Source organism: Streptomyces sp. NPDC048637, from assembly GCF_040650675.1.
GTDB lineage: Bacteria > Actinomycetota > Actinomycetes > Streptomycetales > Streptomycetaceae > Streptomyces.
The window spans coordinates 1-24,269 of record NZ_JBEZHQ010000040.1; the positions used below are offsets into that span (position 1 = coordinate 1).

Here is a 24,269-nt window from a genome sequence, read left to right on the forward strand (position 1 = left end):
GCCAGCGTTCGTCCTGAGCCAGGATCAAACTCTCCGTGAATGTTTACCCGTAATCGGGTGAAACACACACGAGAGCGGAACCACCGGACGGAATAAGTCTGGTGGTTCACAGCGTCCTCGCTGTGTGTGCCATCCACGCCACATGGACGGGATGGACTTTCAAAGGAACCTCGTCACCGGAAGTTTCCGGTAGACGGGGTATCAACATATCTGGCGTTGACTTTTGGCACGCTGTTGAGTTCTCAAGGAACGGACGCTTCCTTTGTGCCTTATCGGTTCTGATTGACTCAGTACCGGGCTCTCCGGGCGCTTCCCTTCGGTGTTTCACACTCTATCAGGCCTTTTTCGGCTTTCGAACCGCTGCTTTTCTGCAGACATGCAGAAAGCGCAATTCTTGAGTCGCGATCAAGACGCTAGGAGTGCCGCCCACCTCAACCGGACGCAGTTGATTGCGTCCTGGCAGTCCGGGGCAGGTGTCAGACAGTACAGCTCTGGTGTGGGCGAGGCAAATCGATTCGGCGGGACTCGCGGACTGCAACCGGCGTCTCTCATGCGGAACCGTCAGTTCTTATGACTTACGCTTCTGAACGGTGCGCCGTCCAGGACAGGTAGTGACGGCGGCCTGATGAATCTCCACCCCTGGGAGGCTTCCCATGACCACCGTGACGTCCCCTCTTGCCGGACGCGCCATCGGACTCGCGGCTGTGCCCGACCCGGTGTTCTCTGGAGCGATGGTGGGTCCCGGTACCGCCATCGATCCGGTGCGTGAGCCGTCCGCCGCTGTTTCGCCCGTGGACGGTGTTCTCGTATCGCTGCACCCGCATGCGTTCGTCGTCGTCGACTCCGAGGGGCACGGTGTACTCACCCACCTCGGGATCGACACCGTTCAGCTCAATGGCGAGGGCTTCGAGCTGCTTGTGAACAAGGGCGACACCGTTACCCGCGGCCAGGAGGTCGTGCGCTGGAACCCGGCCGCTGTTGAGCAGGCCGGGAAGTCGCCGGTGTGCCCGGTCGTCGCGCTGGAGGCCACTGCGGACTCGCTCGGCGAAGTGCGTGAGGACGGCGACGTCAAGGCGGGCGACCAGCTCTTCTCCTGGCAGTAGCCGGGGCTCCCCCAACGGCAGGTACGACATCCAGCGCGGCGGCCTCGGCCGCCGCATCAACCGGAGACGGGTGCAATGGAGACAACGCTGCGAGGCGTCGGCGTCAGCCACGGTGTGGCGATCGGCGAGGTGCGGCACATGGGCACGGCGGTTCTCGAGCCGCCGGCCAAGCAGATTCCGGCGGACGAGGCGGAGCGCGAACAGGGGCGTGCCCGGCAGGCCGTGGAAGCTGTCGCTGCTGATCTGATAGCGCGGGGAAACCTGGCGGGCGGTGAGGCGCAGGCCGTGCTGGAGGCACAGGCCATGATGGCGCAGGACCCCGAGCTGATGGCGGATGTCGAGCGGCGGATCGCCGTCGGCAGCACCGCCGAGCGCGGTGTGTATGACGCGTTCGCTGCCTACCGGGCGCTGCTGGCGGGTGCCGGGGAGTACCTCGCGGGCCGGGTGGCCGACCTCGATGATGTGCGGAACCGTATTGTCGCCCGGCTGCTGGGTGTGCCGATGCCGGGTGTGCCGGACAGTGATGAGCCGTATGTGCTGATCGCGCGCGATCTGGCGCCGGCCGACACCGCGCTGCTCGACCCGACGCTGGTGCTCGGGTTCGTGACCGAGGAGGGCGGGCCGACCAGCCACAGCGCGATTCTTGCGCGGGCGCTGGGTGTGCCGGCCATCGTTGCGCTGCCGGGTGCGGGTGAGCTCGTCGAGGGCACGGTCATCGCGGTCGACGGCAGCACCGGTGAGGTGTTCGTGGAGCCGAGCGCCGAGAAGCGGGCGTCGCTGGAGCAGGCCGCGGCGGAGCGGAAGGCGGCGCTGGCGGCGTCGTCGGGCCCGGGTGCCACCTCCGACGGGCACAAAGTGCCGCTGCTGGCGAATGTCGGCGGACCCGGTGATGTGGCCGCGGCGGTCGAGGCCGGGGCCGAGGGTGTCGGCCTCTTCCGTACCGAGTTCCTGTTCCTGGACGACAGCAAGAAGGCACCGTCCGAGGAGAAGCAGGTCGAGGCGTATCGGAAGGTGCTGGAGGCATTTCCGGAGGGCCGCGTGGTCGTGCGGGTGCTGGACGCCGGTGCCGATAAGCCGCTGGACTTCCTGACGCCGGCCGATGAGCCCAACCCCGCGCTGGGTGTGCGGGGTCTGCGGACGCTGCTCGACCACCCCGATGTGCTGCGTACGCAGCTGACGGCGCTGGCGAAGGCGGCCGAGGGGCTGCCGGTCTACCTCGAGGTCATGGCGCCGATGGTGGCGGACCGGATCGACGCCAAGGCGTTCGCCGACGCCTGCCGGGAGGCCGGGCTGCAGGCGAAGTTCGGGGCGATGGTGGAGATCCCGTCCGCGGCTCTGCGGGCGCGGTCGATTCTGCAGGAGGTCGAGTTCCTTTCGCTGGGGACCAATGACCTGGCGCAGTACACCTTCGCCGCCGACCGTCAGGTGGGTGCCGTCTCGCGGCTGCAGGATCCCTGGCAGCCGGCGCTGCTGGACCTCGTGGCGGTTTCGGCCGAGGCGGCGAAGGCCGAGGGCAAGAGCTGTGGCGTCTGTGGTGAGGCGGCCTCCGATCCGCTGTTGGCGTGTGTGCTGACGGGGCTCGGTGTCACCAGCCTTTCGATGGGTGCGGCGTCGATTCCCTATGTGCGGTCGACGCTGTCGAAGCACACGCTGGCGCAGTGTGAGCGGGCGGCGGCCGCGGCGCGGGCCGCGGACACCGCCGACGACGCGCGGGCCGCCGCGCAGGCGGTGCTCTCCGGGGAGTGACCTCGCGCGGCGCGGTGCGCCGCAGGAGTGCTGATGGCCGTCCCGCCCTTTGTGGCAGGGCGGCCATGCTGTTGTGGTGGTGCGGTCAGCGGTGCTGATGCGGGTCGGGTGGGGGTGTGAGGGGAAGGCCGGGGGCGTGGTCGACGCCGTGCTCGGGTGGGATCGGCTCGCCGGTTTCGGCGTCGGTGCAGTAGGCGGTAAAGACCTCGGCGGCGCTGAGGGCGCGGGGCCAGGAGTCGCGCAGGGACCAGCCGCGGACCGTGTCATGGGTGGGGTCGCCGGTGGTGTCGTGGTCGGCGGGGCCGGTGGTGGTGCGGGAGACGATGCCGCCGGGGGTGCGCAGGGCGAAGCCGGCAGCGAGGACGGTGCAGAAGATGAGGGTGTCGGATTCGGCGAGCTGGAGCCGGGCGCCCTCCTGGGCGGTCACGTGCAGCACCGCCAGGAGCGACGGGTCGCCGGCCGCGACGGAGCAGACCAGGTGGTGGGTGCCGCTGCCGAGGGTTTCGAGGAGCTGCTGGAGGGCTTGGGTGGCGCGGGCGAAGGCGGCGTGGGCGAGGTCTTCGCCGCACTCCGGACAGTCGCCGGCGCGGGCCAGGACCGCGGAGGCGTGGTCCCAGGTCGCCTGTCGGTCGGCCTCCTCGACGAGCAGCGGGAGCAGTCGGCCCAGCGGTTCGCCCTGGTAGGTCAATGTGGCGCCGGTGCGGGCGACTTCGGCGGTGTAGCGGCTGCGGCTGTCGGGGCGGTCGGGGTCCAGGGCGAGGTCGGCGCAGTACTTCTCGTAGGCGACCGGGTCGAAGAGGCTGAGGGTCGTGAGCACGCCCTGGGAGGTGAGGGTGCGCAGCAGGTGCTCCATCTGCTGGAGGTAGCTGCGGTGGTCGTCGAACGGGAAGGTGCGGTAGCGGCGCATGGCGCGGAAGTCCTGCTCGTCGGCCAGGACGGCGGCGGCGCTGGGGACTTCGCGGCGGAGTTTGCGGCGGGCGGCGGACTGGTCGGTGTATTTGGATGTGGCTGTCATGACTCCCCCTGGTGAGATGCGTCCGGCGCTGAGCGGTGGGCCGGCCGGACGCCACTTGTCACTGAGAGTAATCGGGGGGTCTGACAATGCGGCCGGGCGCCCGATCGCTCCGGCGTCCAGCAGCAGGCGTACCTGCTCGGCGCGGCCGCGGTCGTCCGGCCGGAGGCCGTGCGGGCCTTCGGTCCGGCGCCGGGCGGGCCTACTGCGTGCGGTCGGTGGCGCGGTCGCGGGCCACCCGCTCGTAGAAGCGGAGGAGTTCGAGGTTGTCGACGGAGCCGGGGTTGACGGCCTTTTCGAGGGGGGTGCCCTGGAGGAGGCGCTTGACCGGGACCTCGATGCGTTTGCCGGTGAGGGTGTGCGGTACTCCGGGGGCTTCGATGATGTCGTCGGGGACGTGCCGCGGGGAGAGCTGTTCGCGGATGGTGCGCTTGATGCGGTCGCGGAGGGCGTCGTCGAGGGTGGCGCCGGGGGCGAGGTGGACGAAGAGCGGCATCCAGTAGCCGCCGTCGGGCAGCTCCAGGCCGATGACGAGGGATTCGCGGATCTCGGGGAGCCGTTCGACGGCTTCGTAGATGTCGGCGGAGCCCATCCGGACGCCCTGGCGGTTGAGGGTGGAGTCGGAGCGGCCGTGGATGACGACGCTGCCGCGGGAGGTGACGGTGATCCAGTCGCCGTGCCGCCAGACTCCGGGGTACATGTCGAAGTAGCTGTCGTGGTAGCGGGTGCCGTCGGGGTCGTTCCAGAAGCGGGTGGGCATGGACGGCATGGGGTTGGTGACGACGAGTTCGCCGACCTCGTCGATGACCGGTTTGCCCTGGGGGTCCCAGGCCTGCAGGTCGGTGCCGAGGCAGGGGGCCTGGAGTTCGCCGATGTGGACGGGGAGGGTGGGGACGGCGCCGGCGAAGCAGCTGCAGACGTCGGTGCCGCCGCTGACGGAGGCGGTCCACAGGTCGGTGCCGCCCTCCGTGAAGCAGTCGTGCAGCCAGCGGAAGCCGTCCGGCGGGAGCGGGGAGCCGGTGGTGGCGACGCAGGTGATGGCGGAGAGGTCGAGGTCGCGGGCCGGGTGGATACCGGCCTTGCGGCAGGCCATGACGTAGGCGGCCGAGGTGCCGAAGACGGTGGCGCGGGTGGTTTCGGCGACCCGCCACTGGGCCGAGATATCGGGGTGGCCGGGGCTGCCGTCGTAAAGCACGATCGTGGAGCCCACCAGGAGGCCGGCGACGAGGAAGTTCCACATCATCCAGCCGGTGGAGGTGTACCAGAAGAACCGGTCCTCGGGGCCGAGGTCGCAGTGCAGGCCGGTCTGCTTGAGGTGTTCGAGCAGGATGCCGCCCTGGGACTGGACGATGGCCTTGGGCAGGCCGGTGGTGCCGGAGGAGTACAGGACCCACAGCGGGTGGTCGAACGGGACCTGTTCGAAGACCGGTTCGGTGTCGTTCGAGGTCAGGTCCGACCAGTTCACGGCGCCTTCGGGAGCGGGGGTGCCGAGCAGCGGGATGTGGACGACGGCGCGCAGGGTGGGCAGTTCGTTGCGGAGTTCGGCGACGGTGTCGCGGCGGTCGTGTTCCTTGCCGCCGTAGTGGTAGCCGTCGACGGCGAACAGGACGACCGGTTCGATCTGCTGGAAGCGGTCCAGCACGCTGCGGGCGCCGAAGTCGGGGGCGCAGGAGGTCCATACGGCGCCGACCGCGGCGCTGGCGAGGAGTGCGACGACGGCCTGCGGGATGTTGGGGACGTAGGCGCTGACGCGGTCGCCGGGGCGGACGCCGAGGCGGCGGAGTTCGGCGGCCAGCGAGCCGACCTGGGAGCGCAGGTCCGTCCAGGTCACCGGGGTGGGCTCATGGGTCTCGTCGACGTACAGCAGCGCGGGCGCATCGGCGCGGGCCGGGTCCTCGGCGGCGCGCAGGGCGTGCTCGGCGTAGTTGAGGGTGGCACCGGGGAACCAGCGGGCGCCGGGCATCGCACGGTCGGCGATCACGGTCTCGTACGGGGTGGCGAAGCGGACGTCGAACCACTCCGCGGTGGCCTGCCAGAAGGCGGAGAGGTCGCTGACGGACCAGCGGTGCAGGTCGGCGTAGCTCGTCGCGGGGTCGCCGGGGGTGGGGGCGGGTGCGCCGTGGTGCGCGGCCGCCCAGGTGTGGAAGCGGGTGACCTGCGCGCCGGCGATGCGGTCCGGGCCTGGTTGCCAGAGCGGTTCCGGCTGGTGGGCGGACTGCGGTGCGGTGGTCATGATGCGGCTCCCGGGCGATACGCGTGGTGGGCGTCGGGCGCGCACAGCGGTGGGGGTCCCCCGGCCCAGTGGGTGGGCGTGTGCGCGTGACACGGCTTGCCTGGACGATGCCATGTGATCGACTTGTGCACCAGGGTGGACTCCCCACATTCGGGGGGTGGCGGATGTGGTGCCGCCATGTGGCGCGGGGCGGGTGGCGGGGCCCCGGCGGGATTCGGCCAGTGGGGGGCCGGCCCCAGGCCTGAAGCTGGCCGAGCGTGACCCGGCGCAGGTGAACGGCAGTTGAACGGTCCCCGCGCACCTGCCCGTCAATGGCAGGCTGACCGGCATGGACGGGCGGGATCTGGTGCGGTCGGTACGGGTGATCAGGGCGGTCGGGCCGGCGCAGGGGCTGCGGTCCGTGCGCTCGGCGTGGCGGGCGCGGAGAGCGGATGCACGGGCGCTGCCGCGGCGCGGCGCGGAACGGGCGCGGGTGCCGGGGCCGGCCCGGCGCGCGGAGCCCCAGCCGGGCGGCGGGATGATCCATTTCGCCCGGTCGTCGCTGCGGGTGCGGGTGGCCGCGGGCGGTGCGGTGTTCTGCGGCTGGGACGGTGCCGAGCCGGAGCCGTCGTACGCGCTGGCCGGGGCGTGCCCGGAGGTGGATGCGCGGGCGGTGCTGGAGCCCGATACGGAGGGCGGCTGGCGGGTGGTCTCCGAGCGGGTGCTGGTGGTGGTGTCCCGGCACGGCGCAGTGGAGGTGCGGACACCCGGCGGGGCGGTGCTGCGGCGCGAGTTGCCGCCGCGCTGGTGGGACCGGACAGCGGGCGAGGGGGCGGAGGAGCGCACCGGGCGGCCGGAGGGGGGCGTCTCGCGCTGGGTGCAGCGCTCGGAGGTGGCGGCCGACGGCCGGTTCTTCGGGCTGGGCGGCCGGGCGCACGGGCCACGGCTGCGGGACGGTGCGTACCGGCTGTGGAACACCGATCCGGGCGGAGCCTTCAGGCCGGGCGACGATCCGCTGTCGCTGACGATGCCGGTGCAGCTGGTGGTGGCGGACGCCGGTACACATCTGGTTTTCCACGACAACTCCTGGGACGGCCGGGTCACGCTGCGCGAGGGCGCGGAGGGGGCGGGCTCGGGTCATGACCGGCCGGGCACCTGTGAGCTGCGGATGGACGGCGGGCCGCTGCGCTACTGGGTGCTGGCCGGGACCCCGGCCCGGGTGCTGCAGGTCTGGACGGCACTGACCGGTGCGCCCGCGCTGCCGCCGCAGTGGGCACTGGGGTATCAGCACTCCCGTTGGGGCTTCGGCGGGGAGGCCGAGATACGCCGGGTGGTGGCCGGATTCCAGGAGCGGGAACTTCCGCTGTCGGCCGTCCATTTGGACATCGACCACTACGACCGGCACCGGGTGTTCACCGTCGACCGGCAGCGCTATCCGGATCTTCCGGGGCTGGCGCGGGAGCTGCGCGCGGACGGGGTGCGGCTGGTGTCGATCGTGGATCCGGCGGTGAAGGCCGAGCCGGGGGACGCGGTGTACGAGGGCGGGGCGGCGGCGGACGCCTTTGTGCGGGACGCGCGGGGGCGCGAGGTGCGCGGGGTGGTGTGGCCGGGCGAGTCGGTGTACCCGGATTTCACCGATGCGCGGGTGCGCAAGTGGTGGGGTGCGCTGTACGCGGAGCGGCTGGCGCAGGGCTTCTCGGGGGTCTGGCACGACATGAACGAACCGGTCTCCTTTGCCGCGTTCGGGGAACAGACCCTGCCGCGCTCGGCACGGCATGCGTTGGAGGGGCGGGGCGGCGACCACCGGGAGGCGCACAACGTCTACGGCATGGCCATGGCGCGGGCCGGCTTCGAGGGGCTGTGCGAACTGCGGCCGGGCGAACGGCCGTTCCTCTTCTCGCGTTCGGGCTGGGCCGGGATGCAGCGCTACGGCGGCAGCTGGTCGGGCGATGTGGCGACGGGCTGGCCGGGGCTGCGGGCGTCGCTGTCGCTGGTGCTGGGGCTGGGGCTGTGCGGGGTGCCGTACAGCGGTCCCGACATCGGCGGGTACTCCGGAGTGCCGTGCCCGGAGCTGTATCTGCGGTGGTTCCAACTGGGCGCCCATATGCCGCTGTTCCGTACCCATTCGGCGATCGGGGCGGGGCGGCGGGAGCCCTGGGAGTTCGGGAGCGAGGTGCTCGCGCATGCCCGTACGGCAATGCGTGAGCGGCAGCGGCTGCTGCCATACCTCGGGACGCTGGGGCAGTTGGCGCGGCTGACCGGGGCGCCGTACGTCCGGCCGCTGTGGTGGAGCGCACCGCGGGACCGGGCGCTACGGGACTGCGAGGACGCCTTTCTGCTCGGGGATGCGCTGCTGGTGGCGCCGGCGCTGGCGGCGGGGGTGACCCGGCGGCCGGTGCGGCTGCCGCGCGGCCGGTGGTACGACACCGCGACCGGGCGGGCGTACGACGGTCCCGGGCAGGTGTGGGTGGAGGCGCCGCTGTCGCGGATTCCGGTGCTGGCGCGGGCCGGTGCGGTGCTGCCGGTGGCGGGGGCGGACGGCGGGACGGAGCTGGAGGTGTGGGCGCCGGTCGCCGAACGCGGCGGCAGCGGGCTGGTGGTGCCGGACGCCGGGGACGGCTGGCAGCGGCCGACCGTGGAGCGCTTCACCTCGCGGAGGTCGGGCGGCCGGGTGATTGTGGAGCGGCGGGACGGGGGCGCGGTGGGGTATCCGGTGCGGGTGCGGGGGCTGGACGAGGAGGCGGAGGGGTAGCCGGGCGGGGCGAGCCGCGGTGGGGCAGCGGGAGGTTCGGCGGGGCCGGAGGGAACGCGGGCGGGGCGGCGGGGCGCGCGGTGGGACGGCTGCGTGGCTGCGCGGTGGGCCGGCCGCGTGGCGGGGCTTCCCCTCCGGCTGCCGGGGCTGGTAGACGAGGGCCATGCCGAGACTTGCTGCCGCGCTGCGCGGCCTCGCTGCCGCTGCCGCCGCTCTGATCGCTGTCACCGCGCTCTCTCCGAATGCGGCGGCAGGCACCGCCAACCACCCCGGGCCGTCGTCGCCGCCCGCCCACGGCCCCAAGGCGCCAAGGGAGTTCGTCGCGCTGCGCAGCGTGGATCCCACGATCATCCAGGAGATGCGCTACTTCACACCGCACAACTTCATGGGCGTGCCGGTGACCGGCTACCGGGCTCCGATGTGCCTGCTGACCCGGGACACGGCGCGGGCCCTGCACCGGGCACAGGTCTCGTTCCTGCGCCGCGGGTACTCCCTCAAGGTCTACGACTGCTATCGCCCGCAGCGTGCCGTGAACCACTTCGTGTCCTGGGCCAGGGACCTCGGCGACCAGCGGATGAAGGCCGAGTTCTATCCGCGGGTCGACAAGTCGATGCTTTTCGAGGACGGCTATATCGCGGAGAAGTCCGGGCACAGCCGCGGCAGCACCGTCGATCTGACGCTGGTGCGGCTGCCCGCGCTGCCGACCCGGCCGTACGTCCCCGGGGAGCCGCTGACGTCGTGTTACGGCCCGAAGGCGGCCCGCTTCCCGGACAATTCGCTGGACATGGGCACCGGCTTCGACTGTTTCGACACCCTGGCGCACACTCTCGACCCACGGATCACGGGCAGCCGGCGGGCCCACCGGCTGCTGCTGAAGGACGGTCTGGAGCGCGCCGGATTCGTCAACTACCCGAGCGAGTGGTGGCACTACACCTTCACACCGGAGACTTTCCCGGACACCTACTTCGACTTCCCGATAGCGCGGCGGTCACTGGCCCGGCACTGACCGGCGACGCCGTCGGCGGCCCGGCCAGCGGCCCTGCCTTGTCCGCCGCGGTCGGCCCGTAGGGCTCCAGATGGATTCATAGCCGCCGCGGAGTTCGGCGATGGTGAATTCCTCGTCGAGGAACGCCGTGGCCAGCGGGGTGTACTCGATCTTTGCGCGGGCGCGGTCGAGTCCGTCGGCGACGATCCGGGCGTGGTCGAAGGCGGGCGGGAGGAGGCCTCGCGGGCCGGCGCCGCCTCCGGTGCCGGGTCGTCCGCGGGCCGGGGCACGGCATCACCCCCGTCGATCCCGTGCCCCGGACCCTGTTGTGGGGGACGCGGCCGGGCCGCGTCCGGTTCGGCGAATTCCTGCACGGCTTTCCGTTCGGGCGCCGCCCCCTCCGCACGGCCGTCGCGTGGGGCGCCGAGGTCCAGCGCACCGACCGGGATCCAGGCCGCGGACGAGGCGTCGCCGCCGCCCCGGGCCTCGGGGAGGTCGGGCGCGAAGGCGAGGTAGGCGACCGTGACGACCGGCATCCGCGGGTCGCGTCCGGGATCGCCGTACGAGCCGAGCTGTTCGAGGTGGACGCGCTCCAGTTGCATGGCCTCCAGCCCGGTCTCCTCGGCGAGTTCGCGGGCGGCGGCCGCGTCGAGCGATTCCCGGCCGGCACGGACGAGGCCGCCGGGCAGCGCCGCGTGAGGTGGGTCCGCGCCCCGGCGGCATGTGCAGGGGGCCGGCCTCCCCAGGGGGCCGGCCGACCGTGAACGGCTTGATCGCCCGTCGCCTGCACGGGGTTCCGCGCCGGGCGGCCCCGTGGCACACTCCTGACGTTCCGTCAGTTCTGGGATTTCGGTGTGCGGTTGAGGAGGGGCTGTGGCACGTACGCGGAAGCCGGTGGTGCCGGGGTGGTTCGACGAGGGCGGGGCGGACTTCCGGCTGCTGGGGACCCGGTGCCGGGCCTGCGGTGCGGTGTTCTTCCCCCGTGAGGACACCTTCTGCCGCAACCCCGCGTGCGAGGGCGGCGAGCTGACGGAGGTGCCGCTGTCCCGGCGCGGCACGGTCTGGTCGTACACCGACACCCGCTATCGCCCGCCCGCCCCGTACGTGTCCGACCCGGACGCCGCGTGGCAGCCGTACCTCCTGGTCGCGGTGGAATTGGCGGAGGAACGGATGGTGGTCCTCGGACAGGCCGCGCCCGGCGTCCGTGCCGCGGATCTCACCGTGGGCACGGAGGTCGAGCTGGTGCCGGGGGTGCTCCACGAGGACGCGGAGCACACCTGGACGACCTGGCAGTGGCGGTTGGCGGAGAGCGGGGGCTGGGGCGGGGGCGGGAGTGGGGCGGCGTCCGCGTCGCGACAGCCGGGTGCGCCCGGAGCGGAAACCGCGTCACTACACCCGCCCACCCCCCGAAGGGGGGTGGGCGGCGGGGAAAAAACCAATGGCCCGGATCGGCGGCGGGCAGGCAGCCCACCCCGCCACAGCGCCAGCGGCGATGTGGCGGTGCTCGGCGCCGGGATGCACCCCTGGGGCAAGTGGGGGCGCAGCTTCGTCGAGTACGGGACGAAGGCGGCCAGGGACGCCCTCGCGGACGCCGGGCTCGACTGGCGCGCCGTGCAGAGCGTGGTCGGCGCGGACACGGTGCGCGGCGGCTACCCCGGTTACGTGGCGGGCGCGACCTTCGCCAAGGCGCTGGGGTGGCAGGGCGCCCGGGTGACCAGCGTCTATGCCGCCTGCGCTTCGGGCGCCCAGGCCCTCAACACCGCGCGGGCGCAGATCCTTTCGGGGATGGCGGAAGTGGCCCTGGTGGTGGGCGCCGACGCCGCGCCGAAGGGGTTCTTCGCCCCGGCCGGCGGCGAGCGGCCCGATGATCCGGACTGGTTGCGGTTCCGGGTGCTGGGGGCCACCAACCCAGCGTACTTCGGGCTGTATGCGCGCCGCCGGATGGCGCGGTACGGCGACACGGCCGACGACTTCGCGCGGGTGAAGGTGAAGAACTCGGCGGCGGGTGCGGCCAATCCGTACGCCCGCTACCGCAAGCAGGTCACCGCGCAGGAGGTCGCGGCGTCCGCCGTGGTCGCCGATCCGCTGCGGCTGCTGGACATCTGCGCCACCTCCGACGGCGCCGCGGCACTGGTCCTGACCAGCATGGACTTCGCGCGCCGGCACGGTGTCCCGGACCCGGTCCGGATCCGCGCGGTCTCCACGGCCACCCCGCACTATCCACGGACCGTCCTGGATCTTCCGGACATCGCCACCGACTCGGCAGCCGCCGTACCGGAGCCGGAGACCGGCTTCCGGGCGTCGATCGCGCACACCGCCTACGAGGAGGCCGGGATCGGCCCCGAGGACCTCTCACTGGCCGAGGTCTACGACCTGTCCACCGCCCTGGAGCTGGAGTGGTACGAGGATCTGGGGCTGTGCGGCGCCGGGGAGGGCGCGAAACTGCTGCGGGACGGTGCGACGGCGCTGGGCGGGCGGCTGCCGGTGAATGCCAGCGGCGGCCTGGCCTCCTTCGGTGAGGCGGTACCGGCCCAGGCCATCGCTCAGGTCTGCGAGCTGACCTGGCAGTTACGGGGGCAGGCGGGCGCGCGTCAGGTGGCGGGTGCCCGGGTGGGGGTGACCGCCAATCAGGGGCTGTTCGGGCACGGGTCGGCCGTGGTCGCGGTGCGGTGAGTGCGCAGTCGCACACCGGGCGTGCGCAAGCATCCGGGTCGGAGCGGACCGAGATCCGCCACGGCACCACGGCCGGGGCAGCCGGTCCGGCAGGTGCCGGGTGCGCCGCCCGCCCGGCCAGGAGGGCGTGTGAGTGCGGCCGCACAGTAGGGGCCGGTCCGCGGCTGACGATGGCTGTACGGGCCACGGGTCCGACCGGTGTCCTCAACATCCTTTGTTGTGCGCGACCTTGACGGTCCTTCAGCACCGGTGAACACTTCCGGATGCCAGTCGGCATCGCCGCACTCAGGCACCCCGGCCGGGTGGTAGCGGCTGTCCGCTGCCCGCCGGTGGCACGCACCCTGCACGGAGGACCGGGGGACGTCCCCGGGCGAGGGCCAAGGAGCCGCCATGTATTCCAATGGGGACATCGTCGTCGGTGAAGTGATCGGCACCGCGATACTCATTCTCTTCGGGGCCGGTGTGTGCGCCGCCGTCACCCTGCACTATTCCAAGGCGAAGGGCGCCGGCTGGGTCGTGATCGCCTTCGGCTGGGGCATGGCCGTACTGGCCGGCGCCTACACCGCGGCGCCGCTGTCCGGCGGGCATCTCAACCCCGCGGTGACGCTGGGCTCGGCGGTCGCGGGCGGCACCGAGTGGTCGAAGGTGCCGCTGTACATCCTGGCGCAGATGGTCGGCGCCATGATCGGGGCCGTACTGGCCTGGGCGCTGTATTACGCGCAGTTCGCCGCCAACGCCGAACAGGGCAGGGCCCAGCCGACGCTGGGGATCTTCTCCACCGGCCCGGAGATCCGCAAGCCGGCCGCCAACCTGGTCACCGAGATCATCGCCACCCTCGGTCTGGTGCTGCCGCTGCTGTTCTTCGGCCAGAACAAGGGCATCGGTATCGGTCAGGTCCCCGGCGCGCACGCGGGGATCTACGGCTCCGGGATCAATGTGCTGCTGGTCGCCCTGCTGGTCGTCGGCATCGGGCTGTCGCTGGGCGGGCCCACCGGCTATGCCATCAACCCCGCGCGTGACCTCGGCCCGCGCCTGGTGCACGCCCTGCTGCCGATCCCCAACAAGGGTGCCTCCGACTGGAGTTACGCCTGGATCCCGGTGGCCGGTCCGCTGATCGGCGCGGTGCTGTCCGGCCTGGTGTACAACGCGGCGTTCTGACCCGGCCGGGGCCGTCGGGGCGTGGTCACCGGGCCGTCCCGTGCCCCGCTGCACCCACTCACCAGGACTTCAGGAGGCGTGACGGCATGACGGAGCGAACCGGGAAGACCGAGAAGTATGTAGCCGCGATCGACCAGGGCACCACCTCCAGCCGCTGCATCATCTTCGACCACGGCGGGGCGATCGTCGCCGTCGACCAGCGCGAGCACCGGCAGATCTTCCCCAAGCCGGGCTGGGTGGAGCACGACGCCACCGAGATCTGGTCGAAGGTGCAGGCGGTGGTGGCGGGCGCGCTCGCCAAGGCGGGACTGCGCGCGGACCAGCTCAGTGCGCTGGGCATCACCAACCAGCGGGAGACCACGGTCCTGTGGGACCGGGCCACCGGCCGGCCGGTGCACCATGCGATCGTCTGGCAGGACACCCGGACCTCCCAGCTGTGCGCCGAACTCGGCGGCGCGGACGGCCAGGACCGCTTCCGGGATGCCACCGGACTGCCGCTGGCCAGCTACTTCTCCGGGCCGAAGGCGGCCTGGCTGCTGGACGAGGTGCCGGGGCTGCGGGCCCGTGCCGAGCGCGGGGAGATCGCCTTCGGCACCATCGACTCCTGGCTGATCTGGAATCTGACCGGCGGCACCGACGGCGGGGTGCATGTCACCGATGTGACCAACGCGGGCCGCACGATGCTGATGAACCTGTCCACCCTCCAGTGGGATCCGGCGATCCTGTCGGCGATGAACGTACCGGCCGCGATCCTGCCGGAGATCAGGTCGTCGGCCGAGGTGTACGGCACGGCCGTGGGGCAGCTGCAGGGGGTGCCGGTGGCGTCCGCGCTCGGCGACCAGCAGGCGGCCGTCTTCGGCCAGACCTGCTACGGCGTCGGGGAGGCCAAGAACACCTACGGCACCGGCTCGTTCCTGCTGCTGAACACCGGCAACCGCCCGGTCCCGTCCAAGAACGGGCTGCTGACGACCATGGGCTACCAGCTCGGCGGGGAGGCGCCGGTCTACTGCCTGGAGGGATCCATCGCCATCACCGGCGCCCTCGTGCAGTGGTTCCGCGATCAGCTGGGCATCATCGCGTCGGCCGAGGAGATCGAACCGCTGGCGGCGAGCGTCCCGGACAACGGTGGGGCGTATGTCGTGCCGGCCTTCTCCGGTCTGTTCGCGCCCTATTGGCGCTCCGACGCCCGCGGTGTCATCACCGGCCTGACCGGCTTCGTCACCAAGGCGCATCTGGCGCGCGCCGTACTGGAGGCGACCAGCTGGCAGACCCGGGAGGTAGTGGACGCCATGTACCAGGACTCGGGTGTGCAGATCACCCAGTTGAAGGTCGACGGCGGGATGACCGCCAACCAGCTGCTGATGCAGCATCAGGCCGATGTGCTCGGGGTACCGGTGATCCGCCCGGTGATCTCGGAGACCACCTGTCTGGGAGCGGCGTACGCGGCCGGTCTGGCGACCGGTGTCTGGCAGGACCTGGACGAACTCCGGAGCCACTGGCAACGTGACACCGAGTGGACGCCGCGGATGGACGGGCCGGCCCGCGACCGCGAGTTCGCCAACTGGCGCAAGGCCGTGGAGCGGAGCTTCGGCTGGCTGGCCGAGGACGGCTCGGCGGCCTCGTAGCGCGGCGCGGTACGCAGACGTACGGCCGGTACCCCGGACGGCGGGGTACCGGCCGTACTTACGTCCCCGTCAGGGCAGCGCGGGCTCCCGCCGGCGGGCGCCGGTCCGCATCGCATGCTCGACGACCGAGATCAGCACATCCCGTGCGGAGTCCTTGAGGCGGGCGTCGCACAGCACCACCGGCACCTGGGGGTCCAGGTCCAGGGCGTCCCGTACGGCCTGCGGCGGATAGCGGTCGGCGCCGTCGAAGCAGTTGACGGCGACGGTGAAGGGCAGTCCGCGCCGCTCGAAGTAGTCGATGGCGGCGAAACTGTCCGCCAGCCGGCGGGTGTCGGCGAGCACCACCGCGCCGAGCGCACCGCGCGCCAGCTCGTCCCACAGGAACCAGAAGCGGTCCTGGCCCGGGGTGCCGAAGAGATAGAGAACCAGTTCCTCGTTGACGGTGATCCGTCCGAAGTCCATCGCGACGGTGGTGGTGGTCTTGGCCTCCACCCCGTCGAGGTCGTCGACCGGCCGGCCCGCCTCGGTCAGCCGTTCCTCGGTACGCAGCGGTTTGATCTCGCTGACGGCGCCGACCAGGGTGGTCTTACCGACCCCGAAGCCGCCCGCGACCAGGATCTTGAGCGTCACCGGTTCGACGGCGGCGGACCGTCGGCGGCGATCGGAGCGCCCGAAGGCCATGGGATTCTTCTCCTGAATTGCCGTGTATGCGGGGGGAGCTCACGCTTGATACCCGAGCCTCGGCGCACGGGGCAGCAGATGCAAGGGAACGGTACAACGTGCTCGGCACGGCGCCCATTTGAGATGCGTCACGCCGGGGGAGACAGCGAGGGGCAGAGGGCGCCAACCTGCCCAAATGGGCGGTGGGGGCGGCTGTTGGCGGCGGGGGCCGGAGCCGCGGGCGATCAGCGCGGGGTGAGGACGGCGGGCCGGTCGAGCAGTCCCAGCAGGCTCACAAAGCTGGATTCGATGAAGGCGCAGAGCTCCTCCTGGGCGCCGGGTTCCTCGGCGGGCCAGTTGGTGACCGCCTCCTCGGCGAACGCCATCCAGGCGCGGGAGGCCAGTTCGAGCCGCGGGGCGTCCGGCATCCCGAGCCGCCGCTGGCCGTCGCGCACCCGGCGGGCGAGGGTCTCACGGGTCGCGCCGACGATGTCGGTGACCGCGGGATGGCTGCCGGCGGCGCCCCGTACCAGGGCGAGATACACCTGACGGTGTTCCAGGACGTAGGCCACGAAGCCCGCGATGAAGGCCCGCATCCAGGCGACCGGCTCCAGGGTGCCGTCCGGTTCCGTCGCGGCGGTGAAGCGGTCGCACGCGGTGCGGACCACCGCGCGGTAGAAGTCGCGCTTGGAGTCGAAGTAGTGGAACAGCAGCCCGCGGGAGATCCCGGCCCGGCGGGCGACCTCGTCGGTGGACAGCTCGTCCAGGGAGCGGTCGGCGAGCATCTCCAGACCGATGCCGACCAGCTGTTCCCTGCGCTGGTCGGGCGTGAGGCGGGTGGTTCGCTTGCCGGACATGCCCGCAGTTTACGGCGGCGGGGGGCCGGGACGGCCTCGGTGTCCCGGCCCGCCACGGCGTCAGACGTATTGTCCGAGGTGCTCCAGGATCGGGGGTGTGACCAGGTCGGGGACCTCTTCGGGCAGCCAGTGGCTGGCCCCCTCCAGGGCCTCGAAGCGGTACGGACCGTCCACCCACTCGCCCGTCGACTCCGCTGCGCCCCGGCCCAGGGCCATGTCCTCACTGCCCCACAGGAAGAGGGTGGGGACGGTGATCCGGCCGGCCGGTACCGAGATGACCGACTCGGGGGCGCGGTACCAGTTCAGCGTGGCGGTGAGCGCGCCCGGTGCGGAGAGCCGGCGGACATTGCCGTCCACGAGGGCGGCGGGGACCTTGCCGCCGTACGCGGCGCGCAGCCTGGCGGCGTCGTCGGCGAGCAGGGCGGCTTCCGCGGCGCCCTCGCCGCTGCGGAAGAAGCGGACGTAGTCGAGCCGGTGGTGCTGGGTGGGGTCCTCGGCGGCGGCGCGGTTGAGCGCGTCCGGGTGCGGAGTGGCCAGCACGGTCAGGGACTTCAGCCGCTCGGGGTGAGCACCGGCCAGTGCCCAGGCGACCATGCCGCCCCAGTCGTGCGAGACGACGTGGAAGCGGTCCGCGCCCTGGGAGTCGGCGAAGGCGAGGGCGTCGGCGACGAGTTCGGGCACGGCGTAGTCGGCGATCCGGGTCGGGCGGGCGCGTGGGGAGTAGCCTCGCTGGTCGACCGCGACGGCCCGGTAGCCGGCCGCGCCCAGGGCGGTGAGCACAGCGCTCCAGGAGTCGGCGAATTCGGGCCAGCCGTGCAGCAGCAGCACGAAGTCCCCGTCGGCGGGCCCGCAGGCCAGTGCGTCGTAGGTGTGCGGGCCGGCCTGGATCTCCAGGTGGTCGAAGGGTGCCGGGGTCGCGTCCGGGGCCATGGCAGCGGATCTCCTTCTGTTGACAATTGCTCAATAGGCACCGTACCGCGCCGTTGAACGCTGCTCAACAAAGCCCTTCCACCGTGGCCGGCGCGCCGGTTGCCCCTCCCCCGGATGTCGTTGCGCTGGTGTTTCCCGGGGCACCGGCCGGGATGCCGGTGAACGCGGCCGTCAGCAGCGGCGTCCCCACTGACGGCGCTACCGCTCGCCGCGGTCGGCATCGAGTGGCGCAACACCCAGGCGGCTCAACAACCGAACGGCTCAACAACCGGGCGGCTCAACATCCAAGCGGCGCAGCACCCATGAGGAGATCCGCGGGGCTGCGGGCAGCGGGCGGATGCGCTCTCCCCGGCTGGATCCGGGGGCGCCGTCGAGCAGTGGCCGCCGCCCGCGGAAGCAGAAGCCGGACGGCGGCGGCCGGGCCGGACGGTGGCCGCTGAGCCGGACGGCGGCTGCTCAGCCGGACGGCGGCTGCTCAGCCGGACGGCGGTGGCCGGGCCGGACGGCGGATCACAGCGCGCGCAGGCCGTCGATCACCTCGCGCAGCACCTTTTCGTCGGGCAGTTCGGCCGGGGGCACCGGCCTGCTGACATGGACCAGCTCGGCGTCCAGCAGATCCCCGATCAGGACCCGTACGACGCCGACCGGCAGATCGAGTTCGGCCGCCAGCTCGGCGACCGACAACGGCTCCTGCCGGCACAGCCCGACGATCTCGACATGCTCGGGCGAGAGTGTCTGGTCGTCGACCGTCTCCTCCGCGCGGCTCTCGGCGATCACCAGCGCGATCAGATCGAGGCGCCCCTCCGCCGCCGTACGGGTGCGCCCGCGCGTCATCGCGTACGGGCGGACGACCGGGCCCGCGTCGTCGTCGAACCAGCGGGCCGCATCCCGGTCCCGCGCCGCCCGGCCGTCCTGCTCGCTCATGCCGCTACCTCGCCGCGCTCGGTCCCGCACTCGCGAGGCACGCATCTTTGCACGATGAGCTCGCTACGCTCGCTCATGGCGTCACCCTCGTCGTGCTCAGGGGGTCAGGCCGGACCGGGGCGCGGTGCCCAGGTGGGTGCCCACGCGCTTGACCAGCAGCGTCATCTCGTACGCGATCAGCCCGACATCGGAGTCCGCATCGGCCAGTACGGCCAGGCAGCTGCCGTCGCCGGCCGCGCTGACGAACAGGAACGCATCGTCCAGCTCGACCATGGTCTGCCGGACCTGGCCCGCGTCGAAGTGCCGGCCGACGCCCTTGGCCAGGCTGTGGAAGCCGGACGCGACCGCGGCCAGATGCTCGCCGTCCTCGCGGGTCAGGTCCTTCGAGGCTCCGGTGGCCAGGCCGTCGCTGGAGAGGACGAGTGCCTTGCGGATGGAGCCGACCCGCTCGACCAGTTCGTCCAGGAGCCAGTTCAGCTCGCCGGATCCCTTCGCCGAGACCGATGCGGTGGAAGCTGCTGCCTGCGGTGCGGTCATGGACCGTCCCCTCCCGATGTGGTTCCTGGTGCTGTGGTGCCCGTGGCGTCGTCGTCATGACTGACGGTGTCACGGGCGTCCGGGCCTGTGGTGTCCGGGCCTGTGGTGTCCGCGGCCGGGTCCTCGCCCCGCGGTGGCTTGCCGGTCTCGCGTGGGTCCTCGCCGTTGTCGCGGCGGCCGCGCTGCCAGCCGCGCTGGAGCGAGGCCATCCGGGCGCGTACCGCCTCGGCGTCCCGGTCGTCCGCGGGCGGCGCGGTGCTCCGCCGCGCCTCCGCCGGCTCGGCGGGGTCGGACTTGAGCTGGGGCGCGAGGCTGGCCTGCCGTACCCGCCGGGGCAGGCCCGTGGACGTGGTCGGCGCGGGCGTGACCGGTTCCCCGGCGGGCTGTGCGGCGTCCGGTGCCGGGTCCTGCGGCGCGGCGGACGACGACGGCCGGTCCGCGGAACGCCCGGAGCCCGAGCTCTCCGGGCCGCCGGGACGTGCGGCGCCCGGCTTCCGCTGTGCGTCGCGGTCGTCGACCGTTCTGCCGTGGTCGGAGACCAGCACCGGCGGGCGGCGGCGCGGCAGCGGTGCCAGGCCGCCGGGCGCCTGGTCCTGGGTCTGCTGGTGCTGCTCGCCCTCCGGCGCGGGCGGTACCGGGGCGATACCGCGCGGTGCGGAGGACGGACCGGCCGGTGCAGCGGCGGGCCCCTGCGGGTCGCGGCCGCGTTCCCGCTTCCGGAAGAGACCGCCCTCGTCGTCGGGGCCCAGCTCGTCCGGGCCCAGCTCGTCCGGGCCGAGCGGCGCCTCGAGTTCGACCGGTCCGTCGATGACGGCCGGCGCCCGCTCCCGCTCGGGCCGCGGCACCGGCAGCTGCGACAGCGCGGCCAACTTGCCCGCCGCATGCTCCAGTTCATTGCCGACGGAGCCGCCGGCGGCCGGATCGTCGCTCTCCCGGCCGCCGTCGGCGGTCTCGGTGAGGAGCGTCCCGGGGAGGAAGATCACGGCGGTGGTGCCGCCGTACGGCGAGGGCTGCAGGGAGACCCGTACGTTCTGCCGCTGGGCGAGCCGGCTGACCACGAACAGGCCGAGCCGGTCGGTGTCGGACAGCTCGAACTCGGGGGTTTCGGCGAGCCGGAGATTGGCCTCCAGCAGCAGGTCGGGCGCCATGCCCAGGCCGCGGTCGTGGATCTCCAGGGTGTAGCCGTTGGCGACCCGCTCGCCCAGCACCTGGACGGCGGTGTGCGGCGGGGAGAAGACCGTGGCGTTCTCCAGGAGTTCGGCGATCAGGTGCGTGAGGTCGGACACCGCGGGGCCGTCCACCGCGAGCCGCGGCAGCCGGCGCACCTCGATCCGCTCGTAGTCCTCCACCTCGGCGACCGCCGCGCGTACCACGTCCATCAGCTGGATCGGTTTGCGCCACTGCCGGGAGGGGGCCGCGCCGGAGAGGATGACCAGGCCCTCCGCATGCCGGCGCATACGGGTGGTCAGATGGTCGATCCGGAAGAGGTCGGCGAGTTCGTCGGTGTCCTCGGTGCGCCGTTCCATGGCGTCCAGGAGGGTCAGCTGGCGGTGCAGCAGGACCTGGCTGCGGCGGGCGAGGTTGACGAACACGTCGGAGACGCCGCGGCGCATATCGGCCTGTTTGACGGCGGCCTCGATCGCGGCCCGCTGGAGGGTGTTGAGCGCCTGCCCGACCTGGCCGGTCTCGTCCTGGCCGAAGACGAGCCGGGGCGCCTCGGTCTCCACGTCGATCTGTTCGCCGGCCGCCAGCCGGCGCATGACGCTCGGCAGCCGGACGCCGGAGACGTCATGGGCGGCCTTGCGCAGCCGGACGAGGTCCCGCACATGGCGGCGGCCGATCCGGAACGAGACGATGATCGAGACCAGCAGTGCGACAAAGCCGAGGACACCGGCGATGGCGGCCTTGAGCAGGATGTTCGTGGCGACCGGGGCGACGCGCTCCTGGTAGCGGTCACCGGCGTCCTTGCCCATCCGCTGGAGGTCGCCGAGGACCTTCTTCGCCGCGGTGTTCCAGCGCTCGGCATTGACCGTCCGCGGTCCGTCCTGTGCGCCGGCGGCGATCACCCGGTCCTCGTAGGACGTCAGCTCGCGCGCCTTCGCGGAACGCCAGTAGTCCTCGTAGAGGCCGCGGTCCCGCAGGGGCAGCATGGGAAGGCTGGTGTCGTAGAGGACCCGGCGCTCGGCGGCGTGGTCGGACAGCGCCCGCAGATCGCGTTTGTTCATGGTGCCGGAAGCGAGCACCGCGGACATCAGGGCGTCCTCGCGGGCGACGGCCTCCCGGGCGCGGGTGACGATGACCAGCGCCCGGCCCTGCTTGTCCATCTCCACGTTCTCCAGGGCGTGGAGCGCGGCGAGGAAGTCGTAGCTGGGGTCGACCAGGGAGTTGTAGCCCTCCATGGCCTCGTCGCGGGAGACGGTGTTGTCCTCGACCTGGGCGCGCAGCGAGCCGAGGCCGGACAGGCCCTTGAGGATGCTGCGCATCCGGTTGCCGGTGTCGCCGGTCAGGTCCTCGCGGACGTCGCGGGTGCCGGCGTCGGTGCGGAGCCGGGTGACGGCCTCGTCGGTGGCCCGGGCCCGGCCGCGGAGCTCATCGAGCGCGTCGGCGCCGCGCCGGTCGGCGAGGTACAGCAGGCTCTGCCGGCGCTCGCGTTGCAGGGCCTGGACGACGTCCTCGACCGGATACCCCAGCTTCTGTACGACGTTGCCGACGTCCAGCAGCTGGTTGGCCTCCCGCCCGGTGAGGTAGGTCATGAACGCCCACATGGACGTCAGGGACACCAACGGTACGAGCAGCAACGCCACGATCTTCCGGCGGACCGACTTCCCGCGAAAGCGCATGGCCTCCCCTACGTCAACCCCGGCGCACGGGGGTGGTGTTCCGTCAACAAACGGCGCGAGCCTACTACTGTCGGGTGACCGAGCCGAAGGCCTCTCCGGAGGTCGGAGCAGGTGCCGGGGAGGTATCGTCACGAGTTGTCCGTTGATTCCCGGACAACCCACCCGTGATTCCGGGACCCACCCATGCCATCGGTGTCCGGACGCATGCCGGTCGGTTGGCCGGTTTTGCTCTACCCCGGGTAACCCTGACCCCGGGTAACCCTGCGCGCGTTCGGTGCGTGACCATGAGAAGGGACGGGGTGCGGCTCCAAGGGCGTGTACCGGTGAATTCCGGGCAGCCACCAAGGACCGGACGTGCGGGGAGAGTACGGGGAGAGTGACGCGGTCATGGACACCGGCAGACATCCGTTGTGGCAGGAGGAACCGGCGGCCCGGCCCCGGATGGCGGATCCGGTGCGCACCGCAGCGGTGCGCGCCGTGATCATCGTGGCGCTCACTCTGGTACAGGCCATGGTGGCGTTCCTGAGCACGCTGGCGGGCTCCTGGCTCGCGTTCCCCGCGGTGCTCAGCACGGTCGCCAGCACCGTGGTCGCCACCTGGGGAGTGCTGGACGTCTGGGTGACCCGCCAGGTGTGGGTACAGCGCAACGGGGTGCAGTCGCAGCCGAGCAGTACGGCCCGGGAGCTGCGCCGCGAACGGCGCCGGGCGCGGCGGCGGCAGCGCCGGGAGTCACGGGAGGGCCCGCCGAGGGTCGATCGCGCGGCGGCGTGAACGGCCGCGCGGGGTGGCCGCGGAGGCGGGCGGGATGGGTGTGGTGAGCGGTTCCCCTGCTGCCCCGCAGGGCACGGGACCAGGGGCTGCTTCGGGCCCCGTGAGACCGGGGAACCGCGTTCGACTTCGGCCGGCCACGGCTCACCGTGGCCGGCCTTTTTACGCCACCGCCTCTTCCCGCACGGCAGGCCGTACATGAATGATGCCGTCCAGGACGTCCACCTGGTGCGTGCGCACCGGCCGGCGGGCGGGCAGACAGGTCGGGGCTCCGGTGCGCAGGTCGAACAGGGCCGCATGCAGCGGGCATTCGACGAAGCAGCCCTCGACCCAGCCCTCGGAGAGCGAGGCGTCCTGGTGGCTGCAGGTGTCATCGACGGCGTAGAAACCGCCCTCGGCGTGGAAGACCGCGATGGCCGGTGTGGCGTCGTCGATCTCGATCCGGACGGACTCACCCTCGGGCAGGTCCTCGATGCGGCAGACGGGAATCATCTGGCCCCCCTCGCGCTGATCGGTATCATGTGTTCTGAATAACGCATCGCAAAGCGCGATGCGCAACAGAATCCAAGCCGGGAAGCGGGCCGTCAAGGGCTTCCCGGCAGATGCCTTCAGACGTGCCCCGCGGGGCCACCGGGTGGTGACACAAAGACCCATGTCGAAGACGAGCGAGACGGCGGACGACCGGTCCGAGGAACGGCGCGGCGGGGCGGGATCCGTCCAGTCCGTGGACCGCGCGGTGAGCGTGCTGGAGATCCTGGCCAAGCTGGGCGAGGCCGGGGTGACCGAGATCTCCGAGGAGCTGGGCGTCCACAAGTCGACCGCGTTCCGGATCCTCGGGGTGCTGGAGAACCGCGGGCTGGTGGAGCAGGAGAAGGACCGCGGGAAGTACTTCCTGGGCGCCGGGGTGCTGCGGCTGGCGGGTGCCGCGGCGATCCGGCTGGACATCTCCCAGGAGGGCCAGCCGGTGTGCCGGGCGCTCGCCGAAGACACCGGGGAGACCGCCAACATCGCGGTGCTGGACGGCGATGCGGCGGTCAACATCATGCAGGCCAGGGGCTCCGCGGCGGTCACCGCGTACAACTGGCTGGGCCGCCGGACCCCGCTGCACGCCACCGCCAGCGGCAAGGTCCTGCTGGCGCATCTGCCGGCCCCGCGCCGGGAGACCCTGGCGACCCGCAAGCTGCCGCGATTCACCGAGCACACCCTGACCACGGCGGCCGGTCTGCGCGAGCAGCTGGCCGCGGCGCTGGAGGACGGATTCGCCTGCACCAGCGAGGAGTTGGAGATCGGGCTGAACGCGGTGGCGGCGCCGGTGCGGGCCCACGACGGCGCGGTGATCGGCGCGATCGGCGTCTCGGGGCCGGCGTACCGGATGGAGCGTCCACTGCTGCCGGAGCTCGCGGAACGGGCGGCGAAGGCGGCCGCCGACCTCTCCCGCCTGATGGGGTACGCGGGTTGAGCGGACAGGGCGTGCCGTAGCGGAAAAT

18 protein-coding genes and 2 pseudogenes are annotated in these 24,269 nt (G+C 72.2%); 10 read left to right on the forward strand and 10 right to left on the reverse strand.

The genetic code is table 11. The features are described 5' to 3' along the window. Positions 1-653 precede the first annotated feature (653 nt). Positions 654-1,103 carry a PTS glucose transporter subunit IIA gene (locus tag AB0C46_RS33415; RefSeq protein ID WP_018090628.1) on the forward strand — a complete coding sequence of 150 codons (450 nt, stop codon included), beginning with the start codon at positions 654-656 and terminating at the stop codon, positions 1,101-1,103. A 75-nt stretch (positions 1,104-1,178) separates the two neighbouring features. Then, positions 1,179-2,849, forward strand: coding sequence for a phosphoenolpyruvate--protein phosphotransferase (gene ptsP / locus AB0C46_RS33420; RefSeq protein ID WP_362832459.1), 1,671 nt, complete (start codon positions 1,179-1,181; stop codon positions 2,847-2,849). Positions 2,850-2,934: 85 nt separating this feature from the next. Here the strand turns inward: ptsP and AB0C46_RS33425 are convergent, their stop codons facing one another. Together AB0C46_RS33425 and AB0C46_RS33430 are read right to left on the reverse strand one after the other, a co-directional pair. Then, on the reverse strand, positions 2,935-3,864 hold the full coding sequence (locus AB0C46_RS33425; protein ID WP_362832460.1) for a hypothetical protein: 930 nt from the start codon (positions 3,862-3,864) through the stop codon (positions 2,935-2,937). A 199-nt stretch (positions 3,865-4,063) separates the two neighbouring features. Beyond that, positions 4,064-6,094, reverse strand: a complete 2,031-nt coding sequence (locus AB0C46_RS33430) for an acetoacetate--CoA ligase (RefSeq protein WP_362832462.1) — start codon at positions 6,092-6,094, stop codon at positions 4,064-4,066. Between the two features lie 328 nt (positions 6,095-6,422). Here AB0C46_RS33430 and AB0C46_RS33435 point away from each other — a divergent pair, with 328 nt between their 5' ends. Continuing rightward, the gene (locus tag AB0C46_RS33435) at positions 6,423-8,825 is read left to right on the forward strand and encodes a TIM-barrel domain-containing protein (RefSeq protein ID WP_362832463.1); all 2,403 of its coding nucleotides are present in this window, start codon (positions 6,423-6,425) and stop codon (positions 8,823-8,825) included. A gap of 163 nt (positions 8,826-8,988) precedes the next feature. Then, positions 8,989-9,831 carry a M15 family metallopeptidase gene (locus AB0C46_RS33440; protein ID WP_362832464.1) on the forward strand — a complete coding sequence of 281 codons (843 nt, stop codon included), beginning with the start codon at positions 8,989-8,991 and terminating at the stop codon, positions 9,829-9,831. 66 nt (positions 9,832-9,897) lie between these two features. On the opposite strand, the pseudogene AB0C46_RS33445 reads toward AB0C46_RS33440, so the two are convergent. Beyond that, positions 9,898-10,556 (reverse strand): annotated as a pseudogene (locus tag AB0C46_RS33445) (NUDIX domain-containing protein); the annotation flags it as partial. A gap of 127 nt (positions 10,557-10,683) precedes the next feature. On the opposite strand from AB0C46_RS33445, the pseudogene AB0C46_RS33450 reads away from it, so the two are divergent. The 4 genes and pseudogenes from AB0C46_RS33450 to glpK all read left to right on the forward strand — a co-directional run. After that, positions 10,684-11,109: pseudogene (locus AB0C46_RS33450) on the forward strand (zinc ribbon domain-containing protein); the annotation flags it as partial. 195 nt (positions 11,110-11,304) lie between these two features. Next, entirely contained in the window at positions 11,305-12,483 is a 1,179-nt protein-coding gene (locus tag AB0C46_RS33455; RefSeq protein ID WP_362832529.1) for a lipid-transfer protein, read from the forward strand. Positions 12,484-12,873: 390 nt separating this feature from the next. Beyond that, positions 12,874-13,641 (forward strand): MIP/aquaporin family protein, encoded by a 768-nt coding sequence (locus tag AB0C46_RS33460; protein ID WP_362832466.1) that lies wholly within the window; start codon positions 12,874-12,876, stop codon positions 13,639-13,641. A gap of 86 nt (positions 13,642-13,727) precedes the next feature. Beyond that, on the forward strand, positions 13,728-15,266 hold the full coding sequence (gene glpK / locus AB0C46_RS33465) for a glycerol kinase GlpK (RefSeq protein ID WP_362832467.1): 1,539 nt from the start codon (positions 13,728-13,730) through the stop codon (positions 15,264-15,266). A gap of 69 nt (positions 15,267-15,335) precedes the next feature. On the opposite strand, the gene AB0C46_RS33470 is transcribed toward glpK, so the two are convergent. The 6 genes from AB0C46_RS33470 to AB0C46_RS33495 form a co-directional block, all read right to left on the reverse strand. Continuing rightward, on the reverse strand, positions 15,336-15,947 hold the full coding sequence (locus AB0C46_RS33470) for an ATP/GTP-binding protein (RefSeq protein ID WP_362832468.1): 612 nt from the start codon (positions 15,945-15,947) through the stop codon (positions 15,336-15,338). Positions 15,948-16,171: 224 nt separating this feature from the next. Beyond that, the gene (locus AB0C46_RS33475) at positions 16,172-16,783 is read right to left on the reverse strand and encodes a TetR/AcrR family transcriptional regulator (RefSeq protein WP_362832469.1); all 612 of its coding nucleotides are present in this window, start codon (positions 16,781-16,783) and stop codon (positions 16,172-16,174) included. Between the two features lie 60 nt (positions 16,784-16,843). After that, positions 16,844-17,713: an alpha/beta hydrolase gene (locus AB0C46_RS33480; protein WP_362832470.1), complete on the reverse strand. Its 870-nt coding sequence runs from the start codon at positions 17,711-17,713 to the stop codon at positions 16,844-16,846. A 510-nt stretch (positions 17,714-18,223) separates the two neighbouring features. Continuing rightward, a complete protein-coding gene (locus tag AB0C46_RS33485; RefSeq protein WP_362832471.1) occupies positions 18,224-18,637 on the reverse strand; it encodes a DUF742 domain-containing protein in 414 nt (137 codons plus the stop codon). Between the two features lie 96 nt (positions 18,638-18,733). Further along, the gene (locus tag AB0C46_RS33490) at positions 18,734-19,174 is read right to left on the reverse strand and encodes a roadblock/LC7 domain-containing protein (RefSeq protein ID WP_362832473.1); all 441 of its coding nucleotides are present in this window, start codon (positions 19,172-19,174) and stop codon (positions 18,734-18,736) included. Continuing rightward, positions 19,171-22,014 (reverse strand): nitrate- and nitrite sensing domain-containing protein, encoded by a 2,844-nt coding sequence (locus AB0C46_RS33495; RefSeq protein WP_362832474.1) that lies wholly within the window; start codon positions 22,012-22,014, stop codon positions 19,171-19,173. Before AB0C46_RS33495 ends, AB0C46_RS33490 begins: the two co-directional genes overlap by 4 nt. Positions 22,015-22,368: 354 nt before the next feature. On the opposite strand from AB0C46_RS33495, the gene AB0C46_RS33500 reads away from it, so the two are divergent. Next, the gene (locus tag AB0C46_RS33500; protein ID WP_362832475.1) at positions 22,369-22,785 is read left to right on the forward strand and encodes a hypothetical protein; all 417 of its coding nucleotides are present in this window, start codon (positions 22,369-22,371) and stop codon (positions 22,783-22,785) included. A gap of 159 nt (positions 22,786-22,944) precedes the next feature. Here the strand turns inward: AB0C46_RS33500 and AB0C46_RS33505 are convergent, their stop codons facing one another. Then, the gene (locus AB0C46_RS33505; protein ID WP_362832476.1) at positions 22,945-23,274 is read right to left on the reverse strand and encodes a bifunctional 3-phenylpropionate/cinnamic acid dioxygenase ferredoxin subunit; all 330 of its coding nucleotides are present in this window, start codon (positions 23,272-23,274) and stop codon (positions 22,945-22,947) included. Positions 23,275-23,434: 160 nt separating this feature from the next. On the opposite strand from AB0C46_RS33505, the gene AB0C46_RS33510 reads away from it, so the two are divergent. Next, positions 23,435-24,241 (forward strand): IclR family transcriptional regulator, encoded by an 807-nt coding sequence (locus AB0C46_RS33510; RefSeq protein ID WP_362832478.1) that lies wholly within the window; start codon positions 23,435-23,437, stop codon positions 24,239-24,241. Positions 24,242-24,269 lie beyond the last annotated feature (28 nt).

What these genes read in the sequence shown, in the direction of transcription:
- AB0C46_RS33495 (WP_362832474.1), bottom strand. Translation starts at nt 22,014, where the DNA reads ATGCGCTTTCGCGGGAAGTCGGTCCGCCGGAAGATCGTGGCGTTGCTG.
- AB0C46_RS33415 (WP_018090628.1), top strand. Translation starts at nt 654, where the DNA reads ATGACCACCGTGACGTCCCCTCTTGCCGGACGCGCCATCGGACTCGCG.
- AB0C46_RS33435 (WP_362832463.1), top strand. Translation starts at nt 6,423, where the DNA reads ATGGACGGGCGGGATCTGGTGCGGTCGGTACGGGTGATCAGGGCGGTC.
- AB0C46_RS33460 (WP_362832466.1), top strand. Translation starts at nt 12,874, where the DNA reads ATGTATTCCAATGGGGACATCGTCGTCGGTGAAGTGATCGGCACCGCG.
- glpK (WP_362832467.1), top strand. Translation starts at nt 13,728, where the DNA reads ATGACGGAGCGAACCGGGAAGACCGAGAAGTATGTAGCCGCGATCGAC.
- AB0C46_RS33475 (WP_362832469.1), bottom strand. Translation starts at nt 16,783, where the DNA reads ATGTCCGGCAAGCGAACCACCCGCCTCACGCCCGACCAGCGCAGGGAA.
- AB0C46_RS33485 (WP_362832471.1), bottom strand. Translation starts at nt 18,637, where the DNA reads ATGAGCGAGCAGGACGGCCGGGCGGCGCGGGACCGGGATGCGGCCCGC.
- ptsP (WP_362832459.1), top strand. Translation starts at nt 1,179, where the DNA reads ATGGAGACAACGCTGCGAGGCGTCGGCGTCAGCCACGGTGTGGCGATC.
- AB0C46_RS33440 (WP_362832464.1), top strand. Translation starts at nt 8,989, where the DNA reads ATGCCGAGACTTGCTGCCGCGCTGCGCGGCCTCGCTGCCGCTGCCGCC.
- AB0C46_RS33490 (WP_362832473.1), bottom strand. Translation starts at nt 19,174, where the DNA reads ATGACCGCACCGCAGGCAGCAGCTTCCACCGCATCGGTCTCGGCGAAG.
- AB0C46_RS33470 (WP_362832468.1), bottom strand. Translation starts at nt 15,947, where the DNA reads ATGGCCTTCGGGCGCTCCGATCGCCGCCGACGGTCCGCCGCCGTCGAA.
- AB0C46_RS33480 (WP_362832470.1), bottom strand. Translation starts at nt 17,713, where the DNA reads ATGGCCCCGGACGCGACCCCGGCACCCTTCGACCACCTGGAGATCCAG.
- AB0C46_RS33430 (WP_362832462.1), bottom strand. Translation starts at nt 6,094, where the DNA reads ATGACCACCGCACCGCAGTCCGCCCACCAGCCGGAACCGCTCTGGCAA.
- AB0C46_RS33510 (WP_362832478.1), top strand. Translation starts at nt 23,435, where the DNA reads ATGTCGAAGACGAGCGAGACGGCGGACGACCGGTCCGAGGAACGGCGC.
- AB0C46_RS33505 (WP_362832476.1), bottom strand. Translation starts at nt 23,274, where the DNA reads ATGATTCCCGTCTGCCGCATCGAGGACCTGCCCGAGGGTGAGTCCGTC.
- AB0C46_RS33425 (WP_362832460.1), bottom strand. Translation starts at nt 3,864, where the DNA reads ATGACAGCCACATCCAAATACACCGACCAGTCCGCCGCCCGCCGCAAA.